The sequence below is a fragment of the Novosphingobium chloroacetimidivorans genome, from assembly GCF_014204535.1.
In the GTDB taxonomy this organism is placed as follows: Bacteria; Pseudomonadota; Alphaproteobacteria; order Sphingomonadales; family Sphingomonadaceae; genus Novosphingobium; species Novosphingobium chloroacetimidivorans.
In genome coordinates this window covers 19,564-42,185 of the sequence record NZ_JACHLR010000003.1, presented here as the reverse complement: position 1 = coordinate 42,185, position 22,622 = coordinate 19,564, and the positions used below count along the sequence as shown (strand labels likewise).

Genomic DNA, 22,622 nt, shown 5'->3' with positions numbered 1-22,622 from the left:
CGTGCCTTTCTTCTGGTCTGCTTGTTGGCGTTGCCGGCTCAGCCCACCGAGAAGCGCACCGGCTCGATCCGCAAACCTGGCGTGTCGGAGCGCCCGCGAAACAGGAACGAGTTCTCCGCCGTGATCTGGCCGCCGTCCTTCAGCGTGTCGCCACCGTCCGCGGGCACCGATGTGAAGTAGACGTCCCGCATGTCGGCCCCGCCGAACCGCAGCTGGGTGATCGCGCCGGCCGGTGTCTCGTAGCGCGCGAGCGGCGAGCCATCGGGTGCCATGCGTTCGAGGAAGTTCGAGCGGAAACCGGTGATCCACAGGTTGCCCTCGGCGTCGAGGGCCATGCCGTCCGCGTCTTCCTTGTCGAGCCAGCCCTGCTTGTTCGACAAGGCGAACTGTTCGCCAACGTCGAAGGCCCAGGTGCCGCGGAACGTGTCGTTGCAATAGAAGCGACGACGCTGTGCATCGAACATGATGCCGTTCGAGAAACCGACCCCGTCGGCGAGCCGGGTCAGCTCGCGCGAAGCCGAGAGGTGGTAGATCTGGGAGGGTCGGGCCGGCTCGCCCTGGATCACGCGTTCCAGGTCGCTGGTGCCGAAGAACAGGCCGCCTTCACCATCGGGCGCCATCTCGTTGATCCCGTTGATCGGCTTGCCGCCGATCGCATCCAGCAGCCAGCCCGATGCGCCGCTCTCGGGATGGTTCCACATGATGCCGCCTTCGCCGGTGGACAGCACGCAGCCATCGGCGTTCATGATGACCCCGCCGGTCCACATGCGGCCCTTGTTCAAGGTCGCGACTTTCGCACCGTCGGGCTTCACGCCATGGATGCCGCCGGCGATCACGTCGCTGTACCAGATGACGTCGCGCTCGTGGTCCACCGCCAGCCCCTCGAGATAGAGGCCGCTGGCGATCTTCGTGAAAGCCTCGGCGGTCGCTTCGGTCATGGCCCTGCTCCCCACCCGGTCGATGATCGTGGTTAGTGCGCCATCGTCCCGGTTCGCCACCTTGTTAGCACTCGCGCGCGGAAGCAAGCACGCAGCGATGCGGCGGTCCGGCAATCGCCCGCGCAGGGCGTCTCGATCAGGACTGCTGCGCGCGGGCGGCCCATTCCTTGTTGATGGCGAGCGCGGCCAGCGTGCAGATCGCGCCCGACAGCAGGTAGGCGCCGACCGACCACAGGCCGATGCGGCTGGCGAGCGTCAGCGCGACCAGAGGCGCGAAGCCGGCGCCGATCAGCCAGGCCGAGTTGGCGACGATCGCCGCGCCGGTGTAGCGGTACTCGCTGGGAAAGCTCGCATTCACCGCGCCCGAGGACTGGCCGAAAGCCAGGCCGAGCAGGACGAAGCCGCCCAGCATGTAGACGATCTGGCCCAGGCTTCCTCCGTTCAGCAGCTGCGGCGCAAAGCCGCTGTAGGCGCCGATCAACACCGCCGAGACGCCCAGCACCGCGCGCCGGCCCACCCGGTCGGCGATCAGGCCCGAGGCCAGCATGGCCAGCACGCAGACCATGGCGCCGGCGATCTCGATGGTGAGGAAGCGAACCGGATCATCCTTGCTGAACAGCGTGACCCAGGACAGCGGGAAGACGGTCACCAGGTGGAACAGCGCGAAGCTCGCCAAGGGGGCAAGCGCGCCCAGCACGATCGTGCGCCATTGCTTGAACAGAGTCGCGAAGGCGGGCGATGGCTGCAGCTCGCGGCTTTCGAACAGCTCCTGGAACTCGGGCGTGGCGACCAGACGGAGGCGGGCGAACAGTGCCACCACGTTGATCGCGAAGGCGACGAAGAACGGATAGCGCCAGCCCCAGCTCAGGAAGTCCTCACGCGAGAGCGTCGCCATGAAGAACGCGAACAGCGCCGCGGCCACGATCAGGCCCAAAGGTGCGCCCAGCTGCGGGATCATCGCGAACCATCCGCGGCGCTCCTTGGGTGCGTTGAGCGAGAGCAGGGCGGGGAGGCCGTCCCACGCACCGCCAAGCGCGACGCCCTGGCCGATGCGCAGCAGTGCCAGCAGCCAGGCGGCGGACATTCCGATCTCGTTGTAGCCGGGCAGGAACGCCACGGCCATGGTCGAGCCGCCCAGCAGGAACAGCGCGATCGTCAGCTTCACGCCGCGTCCGTGTGCCCGGTCGATCGCCATGAACACCAGGGTGCCGATCGGCCGGCCCATGAAGGCCAGCGCGAACAGCGCGAAGGAATAGAGCGTGCCGGTCAGCGGGTCGACATAGGGGAAGATCAGGCTGGGAAACACCAGCACCGAGGCGATCGCGTAGACGAAGAAGTCGAAGAACTCGCTCGTGCGTCCGACGATCACGCCGATGGCGATCTCGCCCGGCGCGATGCGGTGATCGCGCGCGTTCACCAGGCGAGCGTCGCGCTCCATTTGCGTCGAGTTGGGCTCGGCGATCGTTGCAGTCATCTTCGCACGCTCCGGCAGCCTCTTGGCTGGTATTGCATTGGATAACGCCTTGCACCAGAAAAGCGCTGCGGGCGGGATAGGACAAAATGTCCAATGTCGGCGCGCGGGTGCGCGGGATAGGCGGCGATCCATGCGCGAAGACAAGCTGATCTCTCGGTTGCGGCACCTGGCAGGGCGGGCCCTCGCCATGGCACCCCTGCTGCTGCTCGGTGCCTGCCAGAGCGAGCTGCTCGACCCGGCGGGCGACATCGCCCTGCAGCAGCGCGATATCATCTACATCTCGACGGCGCTGATGCTGCTGATCATCGTGCCGGTCATGGCGCTGACGGTGATCTTCGCCTGGCATTATCGCGCCAAGAACGCGCAAGCGACTTACGACCCCGACTTCGACCATTCCACTTCGCTGGAGCTGGTGATCTGGGCGGCGCCGCTGCTGATCATCATCTGCCTGGGCGCGCTGACCTGGTGGAGCACGCACCTGCTCGACCCGTTCCGGCCGCTGAACCGCATCTCGGCCAGCAAGCCGATCGACCCCAAGGCCAAGCCGCTGGTGGTGCAGGTGGTCTCGCTCGACTGGAAGTGGCTGTTCATCTACCCCGAGCAGGGCGTCGCCTCGGTCAACCAGCTGGCGCTGCCGGTCGACCGGCCAGTGCGCTTCGAGCTGACTTCGACCAACATGATGAACACCTTCTACGCGCCGACACTGGCGGGCATGATCTACACCATGCCGGGGATGCGCAGCACGCTGCATGCGGTGCTGAACAAGCCGGGGCACTATCGCGGCATGTCGGGCAATTATAGCGGCGCGGGCTTCTCCTACATGAACTTCACGCTGGATGGCGTGGACCAGCGCGGCTTCGATGCCTGGGTGGCGCGCGCGAAGGGTTCGGGCGCGCCGCTCGACACTGCACGGTTCCTGGAGCTTGAGAAGCCGAGCGAAAAGGTGCCGCCGATGCTGTTTTCCGGCGTGGCGCCCGGTCTGTTCGACCGCGTCTACAACCGCTGCGTCAAGCCGGGCACGCCTTGCATGAGCGAGATGATGCACCACGGCCAGGGAGGCCCAGGTTCCGGCATGCCGAGCACGCGCAACGCCCCTCCGCCCAGTGGCGGAAAGCCCGAAGGCGCGATCTTCAAGGAGGGCGAGGAAAAGGGCACCGCGCCCAACGTGACCAAGCCGCGCAACCCCAACGATGCGACGGGCAGCACCGCGCCGCACTCGCACAAGAACGAATCGATGTCGTTCAACCTAGTACCTGCCGCGCCGGGCCTGCTCCGGTCGGGCGTTTCCCGGGAGGCCGCGGCCTGAGCCGCCGGAGAGATCATGTTCAACGAACCTCTCGCAAAGATCATCTTCGGCCGACTGGGCTGGGAATCCTTCCCGATCCATGAGCCGATCCTGCTCGTCACCTTCGCCGGTGTCGTCGTCCTGGGCACGGCCATCCTCGTGCTGGTCACCAAGTACCGCCTGTGGGGCTATCTGTGGACCGAGTGGTTCACCAGCGTCGATCACAAGAAGATCGGCATCATGTACATCATCCTGGGCGTCATCATGCTGCTGCGCGGCTTTGCCGACGCGCTGATGATGCGCAGCCAGCAGGCGCTCGCGTTCGGGGCGAACGAGGGCTACCTCAACGCCCACCACTACGATCAGGTCTTCACCGCGCACGGGACGATCATGATCTTCTTCGTGGCCATCCCGCTGGTGGTCGGCCTGATCAACTACGTCATGCCGCTGCAGATCGGCGCGCGCGACGTCGCCTTTCCGTTCCTCAACAACCTCAGCTTCTGGCTGACCGTCGCCGGTGCGCTGCTGGTGATGGTGTCGCTGTTCGTCGGTGAGTTCTCGCGCGCGGGCTGGCTGAACTACGTGCCGGTCTCCAACCTGCAGAACAGTCCGGATACCGGGCCCGACTATTACCTGTGGGCCCTCCAGATCGCCGGCATCGGCACGACGCTGTCGGGCATCAACATGGTGGTCACCATCATCAAGATGCGCGCGCCCGGCATGACGATGATGAAGATGCCGATCTTCTGCTGGACCGCGCTGTGCAGCAACGTGCTGGTCGTCGCCATCTTCCCGATCCTGACCGCCGCCTTCGCGATGCTGATGCTCGACCGCTACGTCGGCACCGACTTCTTCACCAACGATCTCGGCGGCAACCCGATGATGTACTGGAACCTGGTGTGGATATGGGGTCACCCGGAGGTCTACGTCCTGGTCCTGCCCGTCTTCGGCATCTATTCCGAGATCACCAGCACCTTCACCGGCAAGCGCCTGTTCGGCTATTCCTCGATGGTCTACGCCACCGTGGTCATCGCCATCCTCAGCTTCCTGGTCTGGCTGCACCACTTCTTCACGATGGGATCGGGCGCCAGCGTCAACAGCTTCTTCGGCATCGCCACGATGGTGATCTCGATCCCGACGGGCGCCAAGATCTTCAACTGGCTGTTCACGATGTACCGCGGCCGCATCCGCTTCGAGCTGCCGATGATGTGGGTGGTCGCCTTCATGCTGACCTTCACGGTGGGCGGCATGACCGGCGTGCTGCTGGCGGTGCCGCCGGCCGACTTCGTGCTGCACAACTCGCTGTTCCTGGTGGCGCACTTCCACAACGTGATCATCGGCGGCGTCGTGTTCGGCCTGTTCGCCGGCATCGACTACTGGTCCCCGAAGGCCTTCGGCTTCAAGCTCGATCCGTTCTGGGGCAAGGTCCACTTCTGGGGCTGGGTGATCGGCTACTGGGTCGCCTGGACGCCGATCTACATCGTCGGCCTGATGGGCGCGACGCGCCGCCTGCGCCACTTCGACGATCCGGCGATGCAGCCGTTCTTCATCGTCGCCGCCATCGGCGCGCTGATCATCGCGGTGGGCATCGCCGGGTTCCTGATCCAGATATTCGTCTCGATCCGCAACCGCGAGAAGCTTCGCGACACCACGGGCGATCCCTGGAACGCGCGCACGCTGGAGTGGTCGATCGCCTCGCCTCCGCCCGCCTACAACTTCGCGCACACGCCGGTGATCCACGACCTCGACGCCTGGTACGACATGAAGAACCGCAATGCGTCCCGGCCGACCAGCGGGTTCAGCCCGATCCACATGCCGCGCAACACCGGCATGGGCGTGATCCTTTCGGGGCTCGCCCTGGCGCTCGGCTTCGCGATGGTGTGGTACATGTGGTGGCTGGCGGTGCTGTCGGCTGTCGGCCTGCTGGTCCTGAGCATCGCCCACACCTTCAACTACAACCGCGATTACTTCATCCCCGCCGACGAAGTGACGCGCCAGGAAGACGCGCGCACCCGCCTGCTCGCGGCCGGAGCCTGAGGCCATGAGCAACACCGCACCCGAAGCGAGCGCACCCGTGGCGCTGGATCACGAAGCCCCGTCCTTCTACGTCCTGGACGATCACGAGCATCACCACGAGCCCGGTAGCAGCACCATGCTGGGCTTCTGGATCTACCTGATGAGCGACGCGCTCATCTTCGCCTCGCTCTTCGCCACATACGGCGTGCTCAGTACCGCCTACGCCGGCGGGCCGACCCCGCGCGAGATCTTCGAGCTGCCGCTGGTGGCGGTGAACACCGCGATCCTGCTGATCTCCTCGATCACCTATGGCTTCGCGATGATCGCGATGCAGGAGGGCAAGCTGGGCGGCACACGGGCCTGGCTGGCGCTCACCGGGCTGCTCGGAATCGCCTTCGTCGGCGTGGAGCTCTACGAGTTCTCCAACCTGATCGCGGAAGGCGCGACCCCGCAGCGCAGCGCCTTCCTGTCGGCCTTCTTCACGCTGGTGGCGACGCACGGCCTGCACGTGACGTTCGGGATCATCTGGCTGGTCGTCATGCTGGTCCAGCTCGGCCAGCGCGGGTTGCACCCCGAGAACCAGCGCCGGCTGATGTGCCTCAGCATGTTCTGGCACTTCCTGGACGTCATCTGGATCGGCGTCTTCACCTTCGTCTACCTCCTGGGGATGCTGCGATGAACGAGGCCACTCACAATCATGGCCACCATGGTGACGCCCACGCTCCCGGCGAGATGGAGGGCCATGGCTCGCGCAAGGGCTACCTGATCGGCTTCCTGCTCTCGGTCGTCCTCACCGCCATTCCCTTCTGGCTGGTGATGACCGGCACGCTGAGCACCCAGGTGACGGCGATCGCCATCATCGCGCTGGCCGTGGTGCAGATCCTGGTCCACACCGTCTGCTTCCTCCACGTCAACACGCGCTCGGAGGGGGGTTGGACGCTGCTCGCCTATGCCTTTGCCGCGGTGATCGTGCTGATCGTGATCTCGGGCTCGCTATGGATCATGTACCACCTCAACACCAACATGATGCCGGTGGTGCAGACCGGCATGGGGTCCTGACCACCACGCGCCGGTACTGGCTTGCCGGGCTGGCGCTGCTGGCGCTGTGTGGCTTCGTGGCCCTCGGCGCGTGGCAGTGGGAGCGGCGGGCATGGAAACTTGACCTGATCGCCCGGGTCGAGGCGCGGGTCCATGCCGCTCCCGTGCCCCTGCCATCGTCGTCCGTCTGGCGGAACCTGACGCCCGACGCGTTCGAGTATCGCCGCGTCCGCATGGCAGGCTCCTACCTGCGCGATCGCGAGACCCTGGTGCAGGCGGTGACCGAGCGTGGCCCCGGTTTCTGGGTGCTGACACCGTTGCGCACGACTGCCGGTACGATCCTGGTCAACCGCGGCTTCGTGCCTTCCGGGCTGCGCGGTTCATCGGCGACCCGGGCTCCGGAGGGTCCCGTCAGCGTCACCGGACTCATGCGCGTCAGCGAACCGGGCGGCGGCTTCCTGCGCGCGAACGATCCGGGCGCGAACCGCTGGTACTCGCGCGACGTCGCCGCGATCGCCCGGGCCAGACGCCTGACCGATGTCGCGCCGTTCTTCGTCGATGCCGAGGCCTCCGCCGATCCCCGCGCCTTGCCCGTCGGCGGATTGACCGTGATCCGCTTCAGCAACAACCACCTGGTCTATGCCTTGACCTGGTTCGGCCTTGCGGGTCTGTGTGGCTTCGCGGCCGTCCGGGTCTGGCGGGAGAGGGGGGTGAGGTGATGGACAGGCCGCTGCTGCCCTTTACCGGACGAGCGCCTGCCGGCCCATCGCCGGAGACAGCGGCGGTGGAGAACATGCGCCAGCTGATCCAGCTGCGCTGGATAGCCGTCGCCGGGCAGACGCTCACCATCCTGCTGACGCACCATGTGCTGCACGTGCCGCTCGCCCTCGCGCCGATGCTGGGGCTTACCGCCTTTCTGGCCTTCGCCAACCTGCTGGCGACGATGGCTTTGAAACGTCAGCGGGTGCTCGCCAGCGAGATCATGCTGGCGCTGCTGATCGATATGGCGGCGCTGACGCTGCAACTCTACTTCAGCGGCGGGGCGAGCAATCCCTTCATCTCGCTGTTCCTGCTGCAGGTCGTGCTCGGCGCGATCCTGCTGCCTCCGTTGGCCGCAGGCGTGCTCGCGGCCGCGGCGGCGCTGAGCTATGGCTTGCTGAGCCTGCGCTACGTGCCGCTGGCATTGCCCGGCTCCGCGCTCGACTTGCTGGACCTGGGCCGCTGGACGGCTTTCCTGATGGTGGCGGCGCTGCTGGTGTTCTTCATCGCCCGGATCAGCCGCAACTTGCGCGCGCGAGACGCCTACCTTGCCGATCTGCGCCAGCATGCGGCGGAGGAAGAAGGCATCGTGCGCATGGGCCTGTTCGCCTCGGGCGCCGCGCATGAACTCGGCACGCCGCTCGGCACGCTCGCGGTGATCCTGGCCGACTGGCGGCGGGATCCTGCGATCGCGCGCGATCCGGAGCTGCTCGCCGATGTCGCGGCGATGCAGGCGGAGATCCAGCGCTGCAAGGGCATCGTCACCGACATCCTGCACTCCGCCGGCCAGCCCCGCGGCGAGCAGATGGAGGGCGCGGCCGCCGATGCATTCCTGAACGCGACCATACAGGCCTGGCGCCCGACGCACCCCGACGTGCCGCTGAGTTACCGTCCGGAAGGGATTGCCGGCGCCATGACCGCGGTCAACCCGGAGCTGCGGCAAGCGATCTGGAGCGTGCTCGACAACGCGGCCGAAGTCTCGCCGTCCGCCGTCCGGCTCGTGGCCCGCGTCGAGGACGGCATGCTGGCGATCGTGGTGGAGGACGAGGGGCCGGGCTTCCCCGCCCCGGTGCTGGCGCAGCTGGGTCGGCCCTACCAGTCGAGCAAGGGCGCCGGGCATGGCCTCGGCCTGTTCCTCGCCGCCAACGTGGTGCGCCGCCTCGGCGGGAGGCTGGAGGCAAGCAACCGGCCGGAGGGCGGCGCGGGAGTGACGCTGGCGCTGCCGCTCGCGGGAACGGCAGGAGGTCATGGCGATGGCTGAGCCCGAACTGCCGCCCGAATTGCTGATCGTCGAGGACGACGAGACCTTCGCCCGCACCTTGCAGCGATCGTTCGAGCGTCGCGGCTACCGCGTGCGCGTGGCCAGCGATCCGGCGCAACTCGACGCGCTGCTAAGCCAGCGCAGGCCGACTCATGCCGTCGTCGACCTCAAGCTGGGGACCAGCTCGGGCCTGCCCTGCGTGCAGCAGCTCCACGCGCTCGACCCGGCGATGCCGATCGTGGTGCTCACCGGCTATGCCAGCATCGCCACTGCCGTGGAGGCGATCAAGCTGGGCGCGCAACACTATCTGGTGAAGCCATCCACCACCGACGACATCGAGGCCGCGTTCGGCCGCACCACCGCCGATCCCGAAGTCGCCATCGCCGCACGCGCCGCCACGCCCAAGACGCGCGAGTGGGAGACGATCAACGAGACGCTGGCGGCCACCGGCTTCAACATCTCGGAAACCGCGCGCCGGCTCGGCATGCATCGCCGCACCCTGGCTCGCAAGCTCGAGAAGCGCCCGGTCAAGTAACTGCCCTTGCTGGCGCTTGGCGCTCCAAGGCGCCTCAGCGCCAGCCGAACGCCTCCAGCATCACGTCGAACAGTTGTGTATTCGGAAAGAAGCCGCGCACGCGTTCGGCGCCCGGACCTGAAGCGGCGGCGATCACTTCCTCGCCCGAATGCCCGTCGTCGACAGGGATCACAGCGTTGTTCGCCGGAGTGGCACCGGGTTTGGTCGCCTCTGCATCGAACTGCGCCTGCAATGGCGTGCCCCGCTTGCCCCCCATCAGGCGCAGCCCGAAGCTGTGGTCGGCGGTGAAGAGGATCAGCGTGTCCTTGCCGGCCTGCGCGCTGATCTGGCGGATCATGTCGTCCATCTCGATCACGTGGCGCAGGCCTGCCTGTGGATCGTCGGTGTGCATGTCCCACTCGACCATCAGGAAGTAGCCCTTTGGATTGCGGGCCAGCTGCTTGACCGTGGCCGATACGGCAGGGAGCGGCGCGTAGTCCTCGTCGCGCAGCACCACCGCGCGGCTGGCCGAGCCGATCAGCGCCGGATCGTCACCGAAGCGATAGCCGGCGCCGGTGAACGCCTGCTGCGCGCTGGTCCCGCGCGCCGAGAACGAGGCGAGCGCGTCCGCCTTGCCCTTGCCGAGCAGGATGTCGACACCGTTGCCGAAGCGGGGCCTAAGCATCTGGGCAAAGATCTCGTCCTTGCTCTTGCGCGATGCGGCATGCGCGTAGCAGGCGGCGGGCGTCGCATCCCAGATCTTCATGTTGGTGACGACCCCGGTCGAGAGGCCGCGTTCCTCGGCATATTCGAGCAAGGTCTTGAGCGGCGCGCCGCCGGGACCGGGTGCCATCGAGACGACGCCGTTGCCGGTCTTGCGACCGGTCATGATCGCGGTCATCCCGGCGGCGGAGTCCGTCACCCAGCGGTCGGTGGAGGACGTGTCCGACAGGCCGATATGCGGCATCGACTGGATGTACAGCGACTGCGGCTTGTCGTGCGCCAGGATGCCCGCGGCATTGAGCGTGGACAGGCCCCCGGCATCGCCGAGGAACAGGATCACGTTGCGCGCACGCTGCGGCTCTTGCTTGGCAGCGAGGGGCGCGCTGACGAGCGCCACCATGCCGGCGAGCAGGGCGGCGACCTTGCGGAGACGCGTACGTGAGGTGGGCGGATAAGTCATGGATCAGTGCTCCAACTCGCCCCAGCCTTGCCGCGAGCGTCGATGTGGGTCTTCACTTCAGGTGCAAGGCCTTGGCGATGTCATCCCAGGACACGAGCTTGAAGTTCTGCATGCTGGGCGCGTTGTCGCCGTCCTGTGCGACCATCAGCCCTTTGGGAAACTCCGGGCCGAAGTTGCCCAGCGCGATCTCGATCCCATCGGTCTGCGACGTCGCGCCGAACTGCCCCGCGCCGATGCGGAAGCGGCCGACGGGCTTGAGGTCGGGCAGGCGCCATACCGCATAGGCATCGTCGCCCTGGCTCGATCCGATCAGCCAGCCGCCGCTGCGTCCCTTGGGCGCGATCGCCAGGCCTTCCGCGTCGGCGACGAGGAAGCGCCTGTCAACCCGGGGGCCGGGGACAGGCGTTGCAGGTGCGGAAGGATCGGCCGCGAAGCGCCAGATGCCCACGTCCTCCTCCGCGACGTAGAGCATGCCGGTGCGATCGTCGGCGACACAGCCCTCGGACTGGGTGCCGAGCCGCAATTGCCGGACCAGTTGCGCCGAAGGCCGGGCCTCGGCGCCGATGCGGAACTGGTCGATGCGCCCGTCCTTCATCACCACGAAGGCGAACAGCGCCTTGTCCGACGCGCGGCGCCACAGGCACAGGCCGTATGCCTCGCCGGCACCCGCTGCGGGATTACCGAGCGGCACGAGCTTGCGAGCTGCGGAATCGAGCCGGAACAGCGCGATGCGGGCCTGCGCCTCGTTGGCGCGATCGCTGGCGGCGACGATGATGCCTCGTCCGCCGTCAAGCGCGACATCGGCACGCAAGTCTACGTTGTTGAGGCGGGGAGAGGGGGCGAAGTCGAGGTGGCGGCCGGCGAGGTCATAGAGGTGGAGCCCGGCGCGCTTGTCTGTGGCGACCACCAGGCTGTCGGCGGGCCGGCGCGGGTTGCGCCAGATCGCCGGATCGTCCGCGGCATCCTCGCCGGTGCCCACCGGCACGGTCTCGCCCCGTGCGGTGACGGTCGCAGACGCGCCCTGTGCAAGCGGTGCCGAGACCGGAGCCTCGGCACATCCAGCCAGCAGCGCGAACGCAAAGGTGAGTATCGCGGAAGGAACGCGCCGCATCAGAAGTTGAACCGCACGCCGCCGGTGTAGCGCCGCCCGAAGGTCTCGACTTCCAGCGTCCGCGCGCTGACACCGGCGAAGCGGCGGCCGGGGCCGTTCAGCAGGTTCGAGAAGTCGGCATAGACCTCGAAGTTCGGCGTGATCGCATAGCGCAGCGAGGCGTCGAGCTCATCGTCGCGCGCCCAGAACTCGTCGCCACCCGTGGTGCCGCGGAACACGCCGTTTATGGTATCGAAGTCACCGATTGCGTCGATCCACTTGGTGCGGTTCTGGTACGAAACGCGCGCCGAGAAGCCGTACTTCTCATAGAAGAGGCTGGCGTTCATGACCCACTTGGACGTGCCGGGGAACATGACCTTGCGGCCGTCCGGCGTTTCCGCCTGGCTCTTGTTGTAAGTGGCATTCAGGAGGATGCCGAAGCCGCCCGTCCAGTCCGGCAGGCCGAGGTCCGCCTGGTAGCCCTCGAGTTGCTGCTGGAACGCGCCTTCGATGCCCCAGATGTAGCCGTCACCACCGTTGGCGATGCCGGAGAAGATGTAACCGGAGCGATCGACTCCGTCTAGGTTCAACGCGTCCGAGTTGAAGGGGCGTGTGGTGTCGAACAGCGTGTCCTTCACATCCTTGTAGAACGCACCGAGCGAGAAGAAGCCTTGCGGCTGCATGTACCATTCGAAGTAGAGGTCGACGCCCTTTGCACGCTCGGGCTCGGCATCGGGGTTGCCGCCCGAGATCGTCTGGTTCGCATCGCTGACAGTTAGGTTCGGCCTTAGCTGATCGTAGTCGGGACGCGAGGCACCGGTGCTGAACGACAGGCGCAGCTTCTTGGTATCGTCCATGTCCCAATTGAAGTGGACGCTGGGATAGATCAGCGTTTGGTCGCGCGGGATGGTGATCTGGCTGGACGTGCCGTTGACGGTGGCAAAGGCCGAGCTCTCGTTCTTGATGTGCTCAACGCGAGCTCCGCCGATGATCGAACCCCAATCCATCTTGGTCTCGAACATGCCATAGCCCGACCAGACTTCTTCGCGCACATCATAGAAGTTAGCCAGGGTGGAGACGTACTTAGCGCCGCCAGCCTCCGCCTGATCGACGATGGCGATGCTCTGCTTCTTGCCATGGTAGCGGAACTGGTAGCCCAGGGGGTACTCGCCCTTGAACGCCGGGTCGTTCGCCAGCGCCACGGCCGAGTAGTTCAGCGGCAGGTTGTAGGGATTGTTCGAGGAGCTGACGGAGATGTCGAGGATGCGCTCGTTCGATTCCTTCTTGCGGTTGTCGTACTGCACGCCGAACATCAGCTTGGTGCCGCCGAACCAATCCGCATCGTAGCTGAAGTCCAGCTTGCCGGTGTAGGCGTCGGTGACGTCCTTGGCCTTCAGGCCGCGCACGCGGGCGAGGGTGGCGCCGAAGTCCTCGATCTGGTTGACGCGCGCACCGCGGCTGAGCACGCCGGTCGAGCTGCGCAGCGTGCGGTAGAGCTCCACCAACGGGTGCTTCTTGTCGGTCAGGTCGTAACCCACGGTGAGGCGATTTGCGGGAGCGCTGGCGCCATTGGTGCCGAAGCCGCCGCTGTCGTAGTTGAGCTGCGCCGGCGCCGAGCGGTCATCCACCGAGCGGGTGTAGTTGCCCCGCCAGCGCACCTGGATGCGGCCGAGATCATGGTCACCGCCGACCGTGTTGGTGAAGACCGACTGCTTGTATTCGCGGATCAGCATGTTGGAGTTCAGGTCGACGCCGTAGACGGTGCCCTGGTAAGGCGTGTTGCCGGCGCAAACGTCGGCGTATCCGGTGGTATTCGCAGCCAGGCTCGTCGTAGTCGGGCAGGCGGCGGTGCTGGTGGGCACGCGCGACTGCTGGTCATCGAGATCGAAGATGTAGTTGTTGCGCGATTCATCGTCGGTGAACGCGGTGTAGATCGAGGATGCGAACAGCCGATGATCCGGCGTCGGCTTCCATTCCAGCTTGCCGGAAACCGAGTAGTTCTTGCGCGTCAGGCGGTAGAGCTTGTTCTCGGTCTCGCGCGCCCAGACGCGGTCGGCGTTGCCGGGGCGGCGGTCTTCGCTCACCGCTTCCCAGTCGGTCTCCCCATTGTCGGTGACCATGTCGCGCTGGTAGTAGCTGCCCGAAACCAGCGCGCCGAACTCACCGATGCCGGTGTCCCAGCGGTTGGCCAGGACCAGCTGGCCTTCGTATTCCTGGCGCTTGCCGAGCTCGACATAGCCGCCGCCCAGCTTGCCGGCGACGTGCAGGCCGTCATAGTCGAACGCCGAGCGGGTGATGACGTCGACGTTGCCGGCGATGGTCTCGCCGGTCATGTTGGCGGTCACCGCCTTGCGCACCACGATCTGCGAGGCGATCGCCGATGGGATGGAGTCGAAGCGGGCGTCGCGGCCTTCGGGGCTGATGATGTTGATGCCGTCGATCGACAGCGTCGTCCAGTTGATCGGCGCGCCGCGCAAGTTGATGTAGCGGGCCTGGCCCTGGTCGCGCTGGACGCCGACGCCGGGCAGGCGGCTGACGGCCTGAGCGATGTTCTGGTCCGGCAGGCGGCCGGCGGCGTCTGCGGAGACGACGCTCACCAGAGCCGGCGACTCCTTCTGGATGCGCAGGGCGGCCGCGATCGATTCCGCGATCGGGCGCGAGCCGGTGACGACGATCTCTTCGCCCGGGCTTGGCGTCGCCGGGTCGATCGTGGTGCTCGCGGCGCTGGCGGCGGCGCTGGGCGTGGACTGCTCGGGCACCGGAACGCCGCCGGTGGGCGCGGGCGGGACGGTGCCGACGCCTTGCGCCATCGCGGCGCTCCCGCCGAGCAGGGTCCAGGCCGAACTGGCGATCAGCAGCGCGCGCGTCGACATCGGTGCGGCGCGAAGCCGCACGGGTAGCTTGGTCATGGTTGGTGCCCTATCGTCGGGAGGGCGCATGCCCTCGCTCGTTGGCGCTGCCGCTAGCGGGCCTTGGTGACAGTGATGCTACAAGCGCGCACGACATGGATGCGGCAGTCAGGATGACAGGTTATTAACCATTCCGTGTGACTGCGGGGCAACACGAAGCGCGTGTGCCTTCAGGCTTGGCTCAATCGCTCTCGGGCAGTTCTGGCCGGTCGGGCAGGTCCGGAAGGATGGCCCAGACACCCTGGACGTTGCGGGACACGGTGAAGATGAACCTGCCGTCCTGCAGCACGCGCGCGGCGTTCCAGCCGTAGCCGTAGACCCGGTTCAACAAGTCCCGGGGCCCATCGGCCACCATCTCTTCGGGCTCGTAGTCATGCTCGTCGGGGACAAGAGTGTAGGTGGGCATGGGCAGCCTGGCTGTCAGCGTGTCCAGACCGAACCGACGGGCGAGCCGCCAGTTCCAGGCACGATGCGGCCCGTCCTGGGTTGGACAGACCAGGACTGCGCGATGCCGCCGCCGCCGATCGTCAGCGCTGGATGCAAAAAAATGCCCCGGCTGCATTGCTGCGGCCGGGGCAAAGTCAGGGTGAACAGGTGCAGGAACCGCGCCGGCGGATCTACTTCAGAAAGTGATGCCCGCCGACAGGGAGAACACACGACCCACATCGTAGCTGTTGATCTGGATGCGGTTGGTGCCGTTGTCCTGGTATTCCTGGTGCCGGGTCCGCAGCAGGTTGCGTGCCTCGAACTTGAGCTCGACTTCCTTGCCGCGCACCTGGATGCCCTCGCGCAGCACGACGTCGAGCGTGATGCCGGGCTTCTCGATCACGTCGGGCAGCGGCTCGGTTCCGTTGAGGCCACGGCTGACGACGCGGTTGCTGGCGAAGTTCAGCAGGATCGTCTGCTGCGACAGGCGCTCGGTGTTCTCCAGGCCGAGCTGCAGGTTGACCAGGTGGTCCGACTGTCCGGTCAGCGGCGCGCCGTCACGGAAGAAGTCGGTGGCCGAGGTCGCGGCCGCCTGCGGATAGATCGCCACCTGATCGTCAGCGCCGACCTTTAGCTTGGAGTTCGAGTAGGTGTAGTTGGCGACCACCACCGCACGGCGATCCGCGAACCAGCCGCCGCTCGCACCCAGGTCGAAGTACTTCTGCAGCTCAACTTCGGCACCGTACAGCTGAGCTTCGGGCGCATTGGCGTAGCTGGTGATCAGGTCGTCGGAGAGCGTGAACACGTAGCTTTCGATCGGGTTCTTGATCTTCTTGTAGAAGCCCGAAAGCGAGAGGCGCTGGTCAGGCGCGAAGTACCACTCGACCCGCGCTTCGGCGTTGTAGAGCTGGCTGTCGGTCAGCAGCGGGTTGCCCAGGTACTGGCGGTTGCTGTCCGGATCGAAGAACGGTTGGTAGATCAGCTCGCGGAACTGCGGGCGGGCGATCGTCTTCGATGCGCTGAGGCGTACCTGCAGGTCGGGCTGGACCTGGTAGGTGATCGTCGCGGCCGGCAGCCAGTATTCCTTGCGCAGCGTCGGCGAGTCCGGAAGCGCCGTGGGGGTGCTGAACACCTGCACGGCCTCGACCGACTGGCGTGCCTTCTCGAAGCGCACACCGGCATCGATGCTGAGCGCATCGGTGGCCTGCCAGTTGATCTTGCCATAGCCCGCGTAGTTGCGCAGCTTTCCTTCGAACTTGGGGCTGCCGGTATCGGTCTCGATCAGGTCGATCCCGCCGACAAGCGGCGTCGGCCGGCCGCTGCTGTCGGTGTTGACACCCAGAACCAGGTCGGGTTGCAGCAGCAGGTCGGGGCGCAGCACCGCGGCTCCGGCCGGGAAGCTGCTCGACGCGCGGAAGGTGAAGGCGCGGCGCGAGCTGACGCGCTTGGTGTCGCTATAGACGCCGCCCACGGTCAGGCTGAGGTCCGGGGTAACCTTGTACGACACGTCGATGCCGCCCGACCACAGATCCTCGTTGAGGTCGGAGAAGGCGACGTTGGCGGTGCCGCTGTTGCCGTTCAGGTTGTTGATGAACAAGTCGCGGGTCTGCGGATCGCCCACGTTGGTGCGCACGTACTCGAAGCCGAACTCGTTGGGGGCCTCCCGCTGCGAATTGGCATAGCCGCCGCGCACGTCGACCGACAGCTCGGGCGTCGGGCGCAGTTCGGCGACGACTTGCGAGTTGATCAGCTGCCGTTCGTACCAGGCGGTGTCCTGCTGCAGGTAGTCCGCAGTGACGCTGCTGACGAAGCGCCGGCCTATGCCGAGGCGGGTCTGCTTGACGGTGTCGCGGATGTAGAGGTTGGTCCAGCGGATCTTGTTGTCGCCGAACTCGGCGCCCAGGCCGATCAGGCCGTTGGCGATGATGTGGTTGTCGGTGTTGACCCGCGTGAAGTCGGTGTTGAGCGCCAGGTCGGAGCTGTTGGAGGTCTGCTGAACGACCTCGCGGTTGCGCCACTTGTTGCTGAAGCCCGCTGCGGCGATCACGCCGAGCGTCGCGTCGCCCACCTCGAACGAGGTGCCGCCGGTGATGTTGACCGAGTAGCCCGGCGGCAGATCGCGCACGCGCTGGACGACGGCATTGCGCGCGTTCACCAGGGTAGCGCCGACGCGGCGGCCGAGCGCGACATCGTTGTTCACCTGCGAGCCGCTGGCGAAATAGTCCTTCAGCTCGGGCGAGAGATCCCGCTCACCGTTGTCGAACCCGGTCCAGTCCGACTTGGAGCCGTAGTACGAGTAGCCGATGTCGCCCGTGGTCTCGGTGTCGACGCTGCCGCCGCCGCCGATCGAGAGGAACGATTCCTTGGGAACGGCCTTGGTGGTGAGGTTGATCACGCCGCCGCCGAATTCACCCGGGTAGTTCACCGAGTAGCTCTTCTGGACCAGCGAGGAGGCGATCACACCGGTGGGGAAGATGTCGAGCGGAACGACGCGGCGCAGCGGCTCGGGGCTGGGGAGCGGCGAGCCGTTCAGCAGCGCCAGCGAGTAACGGTCACCCAGGCCGCGCACGTAGACGAGGCCGTTGCCGACGACCGACAAGCCGGTGACCCGGCCCAGCGCGCCGGCGATGTCGCCTTCGCCGGTGCGGGCGATTTCCTCGGCCGAGAGGACCGAGATGACCTGGTTCGAAGCCTTGACGACGTTGCGGCTGCGCCGTCCGGTGACGATGATGTCGCCGCCGGGCGCGGAAATCTCCGGAGCGGCCGCCTCTTCGGCGGCATCGGCGGTGGCCGTGTTGCCTTGGCCCGCATCGCCCTGGTCGACGCCGTCGACCGGCTGCGCAGGAGCGGGGTTGCCAAGCTCCGGCCCGCTGGGCGGCTGTTGCGGCGCCGAGTTCTGATCGGCCTGCGCATAGGCCAGCGAAGGCGTGACGAGAGCAGTCGTCAGAACGAGTGCGCTCACGAGACGCGACGTCATCGACATCGGAATTCCCCTAGATCCAAATGCAAGGACGGGGGCAGCCATGGCGGCTGCCCCCGCTTCGAGTCAGGCAGCCGCTATCAAGTGGTCGGCAGCGTGGTGCAGGCACCCGTGTTGCCGGCGCCGAAGTCCGCCTGCGGGCTGTTGCAGGTCCAGCCGGCGTACCAGCGGTCGTCGGCGTTGCGCACGGCACCCACCCAGGTGGTGGTGTCGAAGAACGCCGAAGTCGCCTTCGGATCGGTCGCCGTGGCGCCGCTCTCGTTCGCGCCGTTCACGAACGCGCCGGTCAGCGTGCTGGTGAAGTCGTCGCGGTTGTTGCGGCCGGCGACGTTGAAGAAGCCCGAGACCTGGGCGGCCGTGAAGGTGCCCGTGCCGATGAACTTCGTCGCGTTGCAGGTCATCACCACCGAGAACGCGTTCAGCGTCGCCGGTGTCGCGCCCGAACCGTTCATGCGGATGCATTCGTTGTTCGGCGTGTTGATGATGCCGTTGATCAGCGTCGTGTCCGAGTTGCCGCGGAAGAGCCCGGCGGCCTGGTCGTTGCTCTCGTTGTTGCTGCTGGTCTGGCGCTGGATGGCGGTGAAGTTTGCCACGGCCAGCTTGGTGCGGGGCGTGTCGGCTTCGTTGCCGTTGGAGTCGATCTCGAACAAGGCGTCGCCCAGGCCGTCGCGCTGGATCATGAGCGCGTACTGCACGTTCATCTGCGCGCCGGTGTCGACATCGAGGCTGTCGTCGTCAGCGCCGACCGCAACGTAGTACTTCATGTTCGGGCTGCCGCCGAAGAACTCGGATCCGTCGTCCGAGCTGTTGAAGCTCATGATGTGGTCGAGCGTGGTGCCGGTACCGATGCCTTCGCCGGTCAGCGACTGCAGCTCGGTGTTGTTGCCCAGGATGAAGCCCGAATAGCGGATCTGCACGTAGCTCATGCGGCCGGCATTGTAGGCATTGTCGGAGCCGCCGAAGCGAGCCGGGTTGGGCGCGCCTTCGGTCTGGCGCTCGCACTGCGTGGCAACGGTGCCGGTGGTGCAATCGGTGACGGGCGCGCGGCCCATCAGCACGACGCCGCCCCACTCGCCCTGCGAGGTGTTGGTGCTGACGCCCAGCAGGTTGTCGCGGCTGGTGAAGATGATCGGCTGCGAGGCGGTGCCGACGGCGCTGATCTTGTTGCCGCGGTTGACCGCGAGCCAGGCCTGTGCGGCCGAGGCGATCACGATCACGCCGGGCTGGATCGTCAGGGTGACGTTGGTGTCGGCGGTCAGGCTGGCCGTCGGGCAGCCGATGGTCGATGTGGCGAAAGGCGCGGCGGCGGTCGGCGCGGTGTAACCGCCGTCACAACCGACGTCGACTCGGCCGGGCATGGCGTAGACCAGGCCGGGGATCTTCTGCAGCGTGATCGACTGGCTGATCACCGAAGGCAGGTTGCACACGCGATAGGTGCCGGTCGGGCCGGTCACGGTGCCTGCATCGCTGGCGATCGTCGGGCAGCCGCCGGCCGGCGTCACGCCAGTGGGGGTGGGCGTCGGGGTCGGCGCGGCCGTAGGAGCCGGTGTCGGAGCAGGGTTGTTGATTTCTACGCCGTTGCTGCCGGGCGAGGCGATGTCGCTCGGGCCGCAGCCGGCGAGGGCAAGCGCGCTGCAGCCGACCAGCAGCAGGCCATGGATGTTCTTCACGGATGTATCCCCCATTGGTGGACGAACACGGGGGCGAGTCCGCCGCCGCTGGCCGGCGTGTTAGGCATGCTACGTGACACTATGGTGGCAAGATGATGACAGTCCCTGGTAAGCTCCCGTAGGCTGGTCGCTGCGGTTGCAAAGGATCTTGCCGATCGTTCCCGCGACTCGGCGCGATTGCGAGGCTGAAGGCAACTTCACATCGAGATTGCAGTTTTATGACAGTTGCTGCATTTCGTTGCGGACTGCCACGCAGGAGCAGAAGCTCTCCGCATCACAAAGATAATCGGGAGACTCGTGTTATGTTGATGACCGCCCTCATTCTCGCTTCTGCGCTGGCCCAGCCTATGGCTCCTCAAGCCGACCGCAGCACGCCCGACGTTGCCTATGCCGAATTGGCGGCCGGCAACTCGGACGCGGCGTTGCGCAAGCTGGAACATGCCTCGGCCGATCGCAGCGATCCGGCGGTGCTGATCAACCTGGGCACCGCTTATGCCCGCCAGGGTTCGACCGACAAGGCCCTGGCGGCTTTGCGCGCGGCCGTGGCGAGCCCGGAACGCTACGATCTCGAGCTGGCGGACGGCAGCTGGATGGACTCGCGCGAAGTCGCACGGATCGCCTTGGTGAAGTTGCAGCGAGCAACGGCTCAGGCCTCGCGCTGAGCGACAAACAGAGCCTCGCGCTGAGCGACGAACCGAGCCTCGCGCTGAGCGAGAAACCAGGCCTCGCGCCGAGATTTTGCGGCGGGCGTGGGCGACCGTCTCGTCGGCGCAGGTCCGGCTAGGGCGTCAACTCGTGAGCCAGGCCTGAGCGATGTGCGTGGCCTGCGCTCCGTTGCGTCCGTCTCCCAGCGCCACTGCGAGGAGCAGGCGCAGCTTGCGGGCGCTGAGATCACCGCCGCCGATTACGCCGGCTTGGGCCAGCCTGGCGCCGGACGCATATGTCGGCGCGACGCCGCCTTCCGGGCAGTGCGAAGCGAGGCCGATCACCAGGCCTGCGGCCTGCGCCCGCTCCACGGCAGGTAGCAGGCTCATCGGTACGTTGCCGCGCCCGAAGCCTTCGAGCACCAGGCCGCGCGCGCCGGCATCGACCATGGCGTCGATCAGCTCAGGCCCGCTCGCCAGTCCCAGCGACACGATGTGCACGGACGGGTCGGGCTCGCACGGGGGCAGTGGCGCCGGCCGGATTGGGCGTGACGACCAGCGCACGCCCTGTTCGTCCACGCGGGCGATCACCGCGCTCTCGGGCCCAAAGGCATCGGGCGCGCTGCTGTCGCGCTTGGTCGCGCCCCGCGCGGCGAGGACACGCCCGGCAAAGACGATGGCGACGCCTATGCCTCTGGCGTCCTCGCGATCGGCGACCGCGACGGCATCGCGCAGGTTCGCCGCGCCGTCGTAACCCGGCAGCGAAGGCGCGCGCTGCGCGCCGGTGAACACTACGGGCATGGCGCCGCCGTGGAACAGGCCGGCCAGGAAGGCGACTTCCTCCATCGTGTCGGTACCATGGGTGACCACCACGCCGCGCGCGCCTTGGCCCGCGGCCTCGCCGATGAGGCCGACGATGCGCATGGCGTCCACCATCGTCATGTCTTCGCTGAGGCCGGCATACGCCTGCCGCTCGATCACAGGCCGGGACAATGTGCCTGCCAGTCCCGCGCTGCCGTCGCGGCCGATCAGGACGCCGTCGGCATCGGGCATCGAAGCGATGGTACCGCCCGCATCGATCAGGACAAGGCTGGACACCGGCAGATCCTCGCAAGGCCAAGTGTGGGGCGAACATGCAACGCATGCGTGAAGGCCGGTGCTCTTGGCCCAGGGAGGCGCGTTTTGCCAGCATCTTGCCTTAAATCGCCGCGTGATGCCGTTTAAGGCTTGCCGGCATACCTTGTCACTGCCGTGCGCGGGCGCCGATAACGAGGGACGCATCGCGGGCCCGGCTCACGGTTGCCTGGCAGGACAGTGCGTGTGTATTCAACGCGCGAAGAAGCCGCGGCATACGCGCCCGCTTCCGACCCGTTCCCACGTCTGCACGACCGCTTCGCAAGCAGGGGGCGTGCGTTCGCCCTTATGAGAGCACCTTCATGCGACGTTTCCTGGCGATCTTCGAACCGTTCGTGCTGGCCTTGCTGGGCACCGTGCTGCTGGCGAGCGTGCTGCCGGTGCGCGGGCAGGCCGCCGCCGTGGCCGACGTCGCCACCACCGCCGGAATCGTGCTGCTGTTCTTTCTTCACGGCGCCAAGCTGTCGCGCGAGGCGATCCTGGAAGGCGCGCGCAATTGGCGGCTGCACCTTGCCGTGCTGGGCACGACGTTCGTCTTGTTCCCGCTGCTCGGCCTTGGCCTCACATCCTTGCCGTTGGTCCAGGGACCGCTGGCGGCGGGGCTGCTGTTCCTGACCTTGTTGCCGTCGACGGTGCAGTCCTCGATCGCCTTCACCGCTCTTGCGCGCGGCAACGTCGCGGCGGCAGTGTGCAGCGCGTCGTTCTCCAACGTCCTGGGCATCTTCCTGACGCCGGCACTTGTCGCGCTGCTGATGGCGCGCAGCGGCGCGCATTCCGGAGTAGCGCTCGACTCGATAGAGACGATCGCCCTGCAGCTGATGCTGCCCTTCGCGCTCGGCCACTTCCTGCGTCCGTGGATCGGTGCCTTCGTATCGCGGCGCAAGACGCTGCTGACACTCGTGGATCGCGGTTCGATCCTGCTGGTGGTCTACACCGCATTCAGCGCCGCAGTGGTGGAGGGTCTGTGGAGCCGCGTCACTGGGTCCGAGCTGACGCTGCTGGCGGTGCTGTGCTGCGTCCTCCTCGCCGCGGCGCTCGGGCTGACCACGGTGCTGGCGCGGATCATGCGCCTGCCGCGCGAGGATGCCATCGTGCTGCTGTTCTGCGGCTCCAAGAAGAGCCTCGCCTCGGGCGTTCCCATGGCGGGCGTCCTGTTCGCCCCGGCGCAAGTGGGGGCGGTGCTGCTGCCGCTGATGCTGTTCCACCAGATCCAGCTCATCGCCTGCGCCTTCATCGCCCGCCGCGCCAGCGAGACACCCGCGCCCGCCGTGTAAGCCCGCGAGCGTGAACCGCGGCAGGCG

Annotated in this window: 18 protein-coding genes; 9 read left to right on the top strand and 9 right to left on the bottom strand. The window is 66.8% G+C overall.

From position 1 onward, the window contains the following. Positions 1 to 38: 38 nt before the first annotated feature. Positions 39 to 938 carry an SMP-30/gluconolactonase/LRE family protein gene (locus HNO88_RS04295; RefSeq protein ID WP_184242855.1) on the bottom strand — a complete coding sequence of 300 codons (900 nt, stop codon included), beginning with the start codon at positions 936 to 938 and terminating at the stop codon, positions 39 to 41. Positions 939 to 1,074: 136 nt separating this feature from the next. Beyond that, entirely contained in the window at positions 1,075 to 2,412 is a 1,338-nt protein-coding gene (locus HNO88_RS04290; RefSeq protein ID WP_246381178.1) for an MFS transporter, read from the bottom strand. A gap of 130 nt (positions 2,413 to 2,542) precedes the next feature. On the opposite strand from HNO88_RS04290, the gene cyoA reads away from it, so the two are divergent. Genes cyoA through HNO88_RS04255 form a run of 7 tightly spaced genes read left to right on the top strand, consistent with a single transcriptional unit; the run spans position 2,543 to position 9,306 of the window. Continuing rightward, positions 2,543 to 3,718 (top strand): ubiquinol oxidase subunit II, encoded by a 1,176-nt coding sequence (cyoA, locus tag HNO88_RS04285; protein WP_184242854.1) that lies wholly within the window; start codon positions 2,543 to 2,545, stop codon positions 3,716 to 3,718. Between the two features lie 15 nt (positions 3,719 to 3,733). Continuing rightward, positions 3,734 to 5,734, top strand: coding sequence for a cytochrome o ubiquinol oxidase subunit I (cyoB, locus tag HNO88_RS04280; RefSeq protein WP_184242853.1), 2,001 nt, complete (start codon positions 3,734 to 3,736; stop codon positions 5,732 to 5,734). Positions 5,735 to 5,738: 4 nt separating this feature from the next. Continuing rightward, positions 5,739 to 6,392, top strand: a complete 654-nt coding sequence (gene cyoC, locus HNO88_RS04275; protein WP_184242852.1) for a cytochrome o ubiquinol oxidase subunit III — start codon at positions 5,739 to 5,741, stop codon at positions 6,390 to 6,392. Continuing rightward, positions 6,389 to 6,772 (top strand): cytochrome o ubiquinol oxidase subunit IV, encoded by a 384-nt coding sequence (gene cyoD / locus HNO88_RS04270; protein ID WP_184242851.1) that lies wholly within the window; start codon positions 6,389 to 6,391, stop codon positions 6,770 to 6,772. Before cyoC ends, cyoD begins: the two co-directional genes overlap by 4 nt. After that, positions 6,709 to 7,470 carry an SURF1 family protein gene (locus HNO88_RS04265; RefSeq protein WP_184242850.1) on the top strand — a complete coding sequence of 254 codons (762 nt, stop codon included), beginning with the start codon at positions 6,709 to 6,711 and terminating at the stop codon, positions 7,468 to 7,470. Before cyoD ends, HNO88_RS04265 begins: the two co-directional genes overlap by 64 nt. After that, positions 7,470 to 8,771 (top strand): ATP-binding protein, encoded by a 1,302-nt coding sequence (locus HNO88_RS04260; RefSeq protein WP_221419829.1) that lies wholly within the window; start codon positions 7,470 to 7,472, stop codon positions 8,769 to 8,771. The genes HNO88_RS04265 and HNO88_RS04260 overlap by 1 nt, the downstream gene beginning before the upstream one ends. Then, positions 8,764 to 9,306: a response regulator transcription factor gene (locus HNO88_RS04255; protein WP_184242849.1), complete on the top strand. Its 543-nt coding sequence runs from the start codon at positions 8,764 to 8,766 to the stop codon at positions 9,304 to 9,306. The genes HNO88_RS04260 and HNO88_RS04255 overlap by 8 nt, the downstream gene beginning before the upstream one ends. Before the next feature lie 34 nt (positions 9,307 to 9,340). Here the strand turns inward: HNO88_RS04255 and HNO88_RS04250 are convergent, their stop codons facing one another. From HNO88_RS04250 to HNO88_RS04225, 6 genes are all read right to left on the bottom strand, one after another. After that, a complete protein-coding gene (locus HNO88_RS04250) occupies positions 9,341 to 10,468 on the bottom strand; it encodes an alkaline phosphatase (RefSeq protein WP_246381177.1) in 1,128 nt (375 codons plus the stop codon). 52 nt (positions 10,469 to 10,520) lie between these two features. Next, positions 10,521 to 11,579, bottom strand: a complete 1,059-nt coding sequence (locus HNO88_RS04245; RefSeq protein WP_184242848.1) for a phytase — start codon at positions 11,577 to 11,579, stop codon at positions 10,521 to 10,523. Further along, positions 11,579 to 14,467 carry a TonB-dependent receptor gene (locus tag HNO88_RS04240; RefSeq protein ID WP_184242847.1) on the bottom strand — a complete coding sequence of 963 codons (2,889 nt, stop codon included), beginning with the start codon at positions 14,465 to 14,467 and terminating at the stop codon, positions 11,579 to 11,581. The genes HNO88_RS04245 and HNO88_RS04240 overlap by 1 nt, the downstream gene beginning before the upstream one ends. A gap of 181 nt (positions 14,468 to 14,648) precedes the next feature. Next, positions 14,649 to 14,873: a hypothetical protein gene (locus HNO88_RS04235; RefSeq protein WP_184242846.1), complete on the bottom strand. Its 225-nt coding sequence runs from the start codon at positions 14,871 to 14,873 to the stop codon at positions 14,649 to 14,651. A gap of 216 nt (positions 14,874 to 15,089) precedes the next feature. Continuing rightward, the gene (locus HNO88_RS04230; protein WP_184242845.1) at positions 15,090 to 17,876 is read right to left on the bottom strand and encodes a TonB-dependent receptor domain-containing protein; all 2,787 of its coding nucleotides are present in this window, start codon (positions 17,874 to 17,876) and stop codon (positions 15,090 to 15,092) included. A 77-nt stretch (positions 17,877 to 17,953) separates the two neighbouring features. Continuing rightward, positions 17,954 to 19,543 (bottom strand): beta-helix domain-containing protein, encoded by a 1,590-nt coding sequence (locus HNO88_RS04225; RefSeq protein WP_376768748.1) that lies wholly within the window; start codon positions 19,541 to 19,543, stop codon positions 17,954 to 17,956. Positions 19,544 to 19,845: 302 nt separating this feature from the next. Here HNO88_RS04225 and HNO88_RS04220 point away from each other — a divergent pair, with 302 nt between their 5' ends. Further along, positions 19,846 to 20,205, top strand: a complete 360-nt coding sequence (locus HNO88_RS04220; protein WP_312856990.1) for a tetratricopeptide repeat protein — start codon at positions 19,846 to 19,848, stop codon at positions 20,203 to 20,205. A gap of 126 nt (positions 20,206 to 20,331) precedes the next feature. On the opposite strand, the gene HNO88_RS04215 is transcribed toward HNO88_RS04220, so the two are convergent. Continuing rightward, positions 20,332 to 21,285 (bottom strand): asparaginase, encoded by a 954-nt coding sequence (locus HNO88_RS04215; RefSeq protein ID WP_184242843.1) that lies wholly within the window; start codon positions 21,283 to 21,285, stop codon positions 20,332 to 20,334. Positions 21,286 to 21,623: 338 nt separating this feature from the next. Between HNO88_RS04215 and HNO88_RS04210 the strand changes: the two genes are divergently transcribed. Beyond that, on the top strand, positions 21,624 to 22,595 hold the full coding sequence (locus HNO88_RS04210) for a bile acid:sodium symporter family protein (RefSeq protein ID WP_184242842.1): 972 nt from the start codon (positions 21,624 to 21,626) through the stop codon (positions 22,593 to 22,595). Positions 22,596 to 22,622 lie beyond the last annotated feature (27 nt).

What these genes read in the sequence shown, in the direction of transcription:
- HNO88_RS04295 (WP_184242855.1), bottom strand. Translation starts at nt 938, where the DNA reads ATGACCGAAGCGACCGCCGAGGCTTTCACGAAGATCGCCAGCGGCCTC.
- HNO88_RS04290 (WP_246381178.1), bottom strand. Translation starts at nt 2,412, where the DNA reads ATGACTGCAACGATCGCCGAGCCCAACTCGACGCAAATGGAGCGCGAC.
- cyoA (WP_184242854.1), top strand. Translation starts at nt 2,543, where the DNA reads ATGCGCGAAGACAAGCTGATCTCTCGGTTGCGGCACCTGGCAGGGCGG.
- cyoB (WP_184242853.1), top strand. Translation starts at nt 3,734, where the DNA reads ATGTTCAACGAACCTCTCGCAAAGATCATCTTCGGCCGACTGGGCTGG.
- cyoC (WP_184242852.1), top strand. Translation starts at nt 5,739, where the DNA reads ATGAGCAACACCGCACCCGAAGCGAGCGCACCCGTGGCGCTGGATCAC.
- cyoD (WP_184242851.1), top strand. Translation starts at nt 6,389, where the DNA reads ATGAACGAGGCCACTCACAATCATGGCCACCATGGTGACGCCCACGCT.
- HNO88_RS04265 (WP_184242850.1), top strand. Translation starts at nt 6,709, where the DNA reads ATGGATCATGTACCACCTCAACACCAACATGATGCCGGTGGTGCAGAC.
- HNO88_RS04260 (WP_221419829.1), top strand. Translation starts at nt 7,470, where the DNA reads ATGGACAGGCCGCTGCTGCCCTTTACCGGACGAGCGCCTGCCGGCCCA.
- HNO88_RS04255 (WP_184242849.1), top strand. Translation starts at nt 8,764, where the DNA reads ATGGCTGAGCCCGAACTGCCGCCCGAATTGCTGATCGTCGAGGACGAC.
- HNO88_RS04250 (WP_246381177.1), bottom strand. Translation starts at nt 10,468, where the DNA reads ATGACTTATCCGCCCACCTCACGTACGCGTCTCCGCAAGGTCGCCGCC.
- HNO88_RS04245 (WP_184242848.1), bottom strand. Translation starts at nt 11,579, where the DNA reads ATGCGGCGCGTTCCTTCCGCGATACTCACCTTTGCGTTCGCGCTGCTG.
- HNO88_RS04240 (WP_184242847.1), bottom strand. Translation starts at nt 14,467, where the DNA reads ATGACCAAGCTACCCGTGCGGCTTCGCGCCGCACCGATGTCGACGCGC.
- HNO88_RS04235 (WP_184242846.1), bottom strand. Translation starts at nt 14,873, where the DNA reads ATGCCCACCTACACTCTTGTCCCCGACGAGCATGACTACGAGCCCGAA.
- HNO88_RS04230 (WP_184242845.1), bottom strand. Translation starts at nt 17,876, where the DNA reads ATGTCGATGACGTCGCGTCTCGTGAGCGCACTCGTTCTGACGACTGCT.
- HNO88_RS04220 (WP_312856990.1), top strand. Translation starts at nt 19,846, where the DNA reads ATGTTGATGACCGCCCTCATTCTCGCTTCTGCGCTGGCCCAGCCTATG.
- HNO88_RS04210 (WP_184242842.1), top strand. Translation starts at nt 21,624, where the DNA reads ATGCGACGTTTCCTGGCGATCTTCGAACCGTTCGTGCTGGCCTTGCTG.